2 protein-coding genes and 1 pseudogene are annotated in these 3684 nt (G+C 65.8%); all 3 read left to right on the top strand.

The features are described from left to right. Window positions 1–795: pseudogene (locus FJV41_RS54895) on the top strand (serine/threonine protein kinase); the annotation flags it as partial. A gap of 73 nt (window positions 796–868) precedes the next feature. Continuing rightward, window positions 869–1789 carry a DUF2381 family protein gene (locus tag FJV41_RS48430; RefSeq protein WP_141649399.1) on the top strand — a complete coding sequence of 307 codons (921 nt, stop codon included), beginning with the start codon at window positions 869–871 and terminating at the stop codon, window positions 1787–1789. Between the two features lie 640 nt (window positions 1790–2429). Further along, window positions 2430–3684, top strand: a 1255-nt coding sequence (locus FJV41_RS48425; RefSeq protein ID WP_141649398.1) for a hypothetical protein, incomplete at its 3' end; no start/stop codon positions are given.

Raw genomic sequence — 3684 nt, 5'->3', positions numbered from 1 at the left:
CCGGTTGCGTCGCCTGAGGCCCCCACTGATGAGGTGGGGCGGCGCTCGTTCCTCGCGCGACTCCGGAAGGGGCGGGTACTGGGCGTGGGGCTGCTGGCCATGGCCCTCGCGTCTGGGGCGTACTTCTCACAGCGGACGGCCTCACCGAAGCCGCAGGCCGACCCCGGCCAAGAAGTAGCGCCATATACAAAGAAACCTCAAGCTGCCCCGGCCGCAGCTCCCACCGGGCCGGAGGCAACACCTGCGGCCGTCGCTCCCCCCGCGACGCTTCCCGAGGTGACTGCCACCGTGACGACGACGAAGAGTGACTCCCCGACCTCCCCGCCGGTGCCTGCTAAGAAGGCCACGAGGAGCGTCAGCAATGCCCTTGCGACGACGGCCCTCTGCGGCGCGCTGGCCTGCTCAGGCCCACAGGTGCGCCCTGCTCCGGATCCTGAACCGTGCCCGGCAGGCGCCACCAAGGGCATGGAGATGCTGGGCATTGAGATTGGGGACGAGGAGGTGGCCAGCTTCGTCCGAGGGCAAGATAAATTCGTAACGGTGAAGGATGGGACTGCACAAATCATCCTGCTGGATGCGGGCCAATCCACTCTGTCTGGGCGACTCACTGTGGCCGACCGCGTCTATGTCCGACTGACTCGGGCGCGCACGAGCAAAGGAAGCTTCCCCGTGTGCCTGGAGGTGTTGGATTCCTCTCGCAACCGCGGACTGTCGATAAAGGACGGAGGAGGGGATACCGGCAAGGCGCGCGTGTACTCTGGCGTTTACGTCAAGGCCGTGAGTGAGTTTGAGTGAGGTGTCGCCGTTTGGCAGACGCCCGTGAGCCGCCAGCGGTGTCGATGCTGGCTTGGTCCAGGAGAAACGTCGCGTGCATTATTCAGTGTCGGCCGTGCTGCTTTTCCTCCTCCTCGTAGGAGAGGGGGCGGCGCTGGCGCAGTCGCCCTCATCTACTGTGGGCCTGAGCGTTCGCCGAATCGAGCTGGTCTCGGATGATGATCAGCCGGCGGCTGAAGTAGCGGTGAGCCCAGGACTCTCGACGATGTTCCTCTTTGATTCGGAGGTGAGTCGAGAGGGGCTGACACTTGAGGGACGCGAGCGCTTTGCAATGGTGGACGCTGGACTCACAACCTTGCGCCTGATCCCGTCAGAGAAGCTCTCGGCGGGAGAACGGCTTAAGCTAACGGTGCGCTTTCAGGATGGAGCGGCCCCGGCAAGTGCGACGTTTGTCCTGGTCGCGCACCCCGCACGGTCGGAGGCGCATGTCGAAGTCTATCGACGCAAGAGGACCGTCGAGACATACCAGGAGGAAGTCCGTCAGGCGCGCATCGAAGCTGAGAAGTGCAGAGAGGAGAATGAGCGCCTGCGCGCGGAGCGAAGTGCTCCTGATGGCTTGACGGGGCTCATCTCGACAGCAGTCCTCAGCGGACGAGGCGTTGATTTTCGCAACCTGACCGAGGGTGTGACCCAGGCCCCAGGAGGGGCAGCAGACGTGATTTTTGTCTATACTTACCGCACAGCGCGCAGGGTGGCTGTTGAGGTCACCCTCAGATACGTAGGGGATGCTCAACCGTGGAGTGCAGTGGGGGCTGCGCTCAGGAGCAAGGCCAACGAGGAGCTGAAGGTGCTTCAAGTATGGCAGTCAGGCCCTGTGGCCTCGGATTCGACGACCCAGCGCGTAGTGGTAGAGGCTGAGGCTGCATCCGAGTCCCCTAAAGGGCACTTCACGCTCAAGCTTTGGGATGCGGATCAGCGCCGCACCGTCACGCTGGGCAGCGTCACCTTCCCATAACCCGGCAAGGGCTGTGGGTAAGCCCTCTCATGGGTTTCCGGCGTTCGGGGCTTGTGCGGACTGTTAATCTGGGGTCCAATGGACTATACCTATTGGTCTAGTCCATTCTGGCGTGCCCTGGAGGGCGATGTGTTCCCCACTGTGCTGGAGCGTGTGCGCGCGACTGCGCGCTTCCTGGGTGGCCGCGAGGAGCGCCTGGACGGCGACGCTCCTGATCCACCTTCATGAATCCGCTTCGAAGTAGGCGCTGGGCTCTCGCACCGCGCAGAGACTTCCCCGCACCGCCACGTGAGGCGCGTGCTGACGGTCGTCCTGCGCCGAGGAGCTGTCTGCGTTTCGTCGGGCTGCATGCCTGACGCCCGCTGAGGAACTCTTCCTCGGTCATCCCTATTCGCGCGTTTGGAGTCATGAACGGAGCCAGTCCTTCCTGGTGCCGTGGCGAGACACGTCTGTCTGCTGTTGGGACGGGGCCGGGCTTCCTGGCGCCGTGACGTGACACGTCTGCCTATCGCTTGGCTCGGCCGGCCTGCCGGCGACTCCCGCAATGCACTGCATTCACCCCGCAGCCCGGCGCCCTGCCGGACTGAACGGGAAGCCTCTGTCCATTGCCCCGTTGCTGGGGCCTTCACAGGAGACGTCGATGTTCATGCGCTGGGCCGTCGTATTGCTGTTGGTGTTACCCGGAGTGGGGTGGGCGGAGGAGATTGCCTATGAAGACGACCTGGCGAAGGTCGAGGACGACACCGTCCTCCTTGAGCCAGAGGTGGACGAACTGCTCGAGCCCTCCATGGACGAGGGTGACGCCCTGGTCGAGGAGGAGCCGGCCTCGTCCAGCTCGGGCTCTGGCTGGGCGAACCGGCTGAGCCTGGAGACCACGACGTGGATGTTGCTGCCGCGGCGAGGGGCCGGAAGGGACGAAGGCTTCTTGCAGGTGGTGCCGCGGTTGGAACTCGTCAAGCCGGGCATGCTCCACCTCGACCTGGGCGCGCCGGTGCGACTGCGGATGTGGGGCGCAGAGGAGGGCGCCAGTCTGGTGCGGAAGGAGGACTGGGACGAGCTGTCCGACTGGGGCCAGGTGGTGCAGGCGCTGACGATAGGAGGCGACGCGCCGAACTTCGTTTGGCTGGGGGCCCTTGAGTCCTACACGCTGCTGTCTGGGCACCTGGTGCGCCGCTACAACAACCGGGGCAACCCCGACTACCACCCAGCCGGGGCTCTGGTGACGGGCATGCTGAGGCCCTTCTACGTGGAGGCCTTCGCCTCGGACGTGCTGGGCGCGCGGCTGATGGGGGCAGAAGTCGCATTGGACATTCAGCACATCCTCTTCGGCCGCCAGCCGTACCCCATGAAGTACATGCTGTCGCTGTCGGCGGCGCATGACTGGGGCAAGGCCGGAGGGACGTCGGAGCCGATGACGCTGGCCCACCTGGATGGGACAGCCGTCCTCGTGAGCCGCCGCAACAAGGAGGGAGGCTTCGAGTTGCAGGCGAACGCGGGCTGGGGCGGGCGTCCCGGCGAGGGCGGCGCGTGGGGCGCGGTGGCAGGGCTGGGCGCGGAGTACATGTCCTCGACGGTGGACATGCGCGCGCGCCTGGAGGGGCGTCTCCAGCGCGGAGGTTTCCGCCAGGGCGCCTTCGGCCCGGACTACGAACTGGCGCGCTTCCAGGTGGCAGGCCCGGACGCTGTGCCGCAGGCGGACGCACCGTTTCCGGACGGGTACTCGGCCCACGGCGAGGTGATTCTCAACTGGGATGGTGAGGGCCTGGGACGACTGGGGCAGCGCCACTTCCGCCTGACGATGGGGGCCGAGGTTTTCAACTGGGGCCGGGTGGACGTGGACGGCCGGATGGAGGTGCAGGCTTTCCACCGGAACCTCACGGTGGGCGTGGGTGGGC

This window comes from Myxococcus llanfairpwllgwyngyllgogerychwyrndrobwllllantysiliogogogochensis (assembly GCF_006636215.1).
Taxonomy (GTDB): domain Bacteria; phylum Myxococcota; class Myxococcia; order Myxococcales; family Myxococcaceae; genus Myxococcus; species Myxococcus llanfairpwllgwyngyllgogerychwyrndrobwllllantysiliogogogochensis.
Note: the sequence above shows the minus strand (reverse complement) of the source record. Positions and strands in the feature narration are given on the sequence as shown.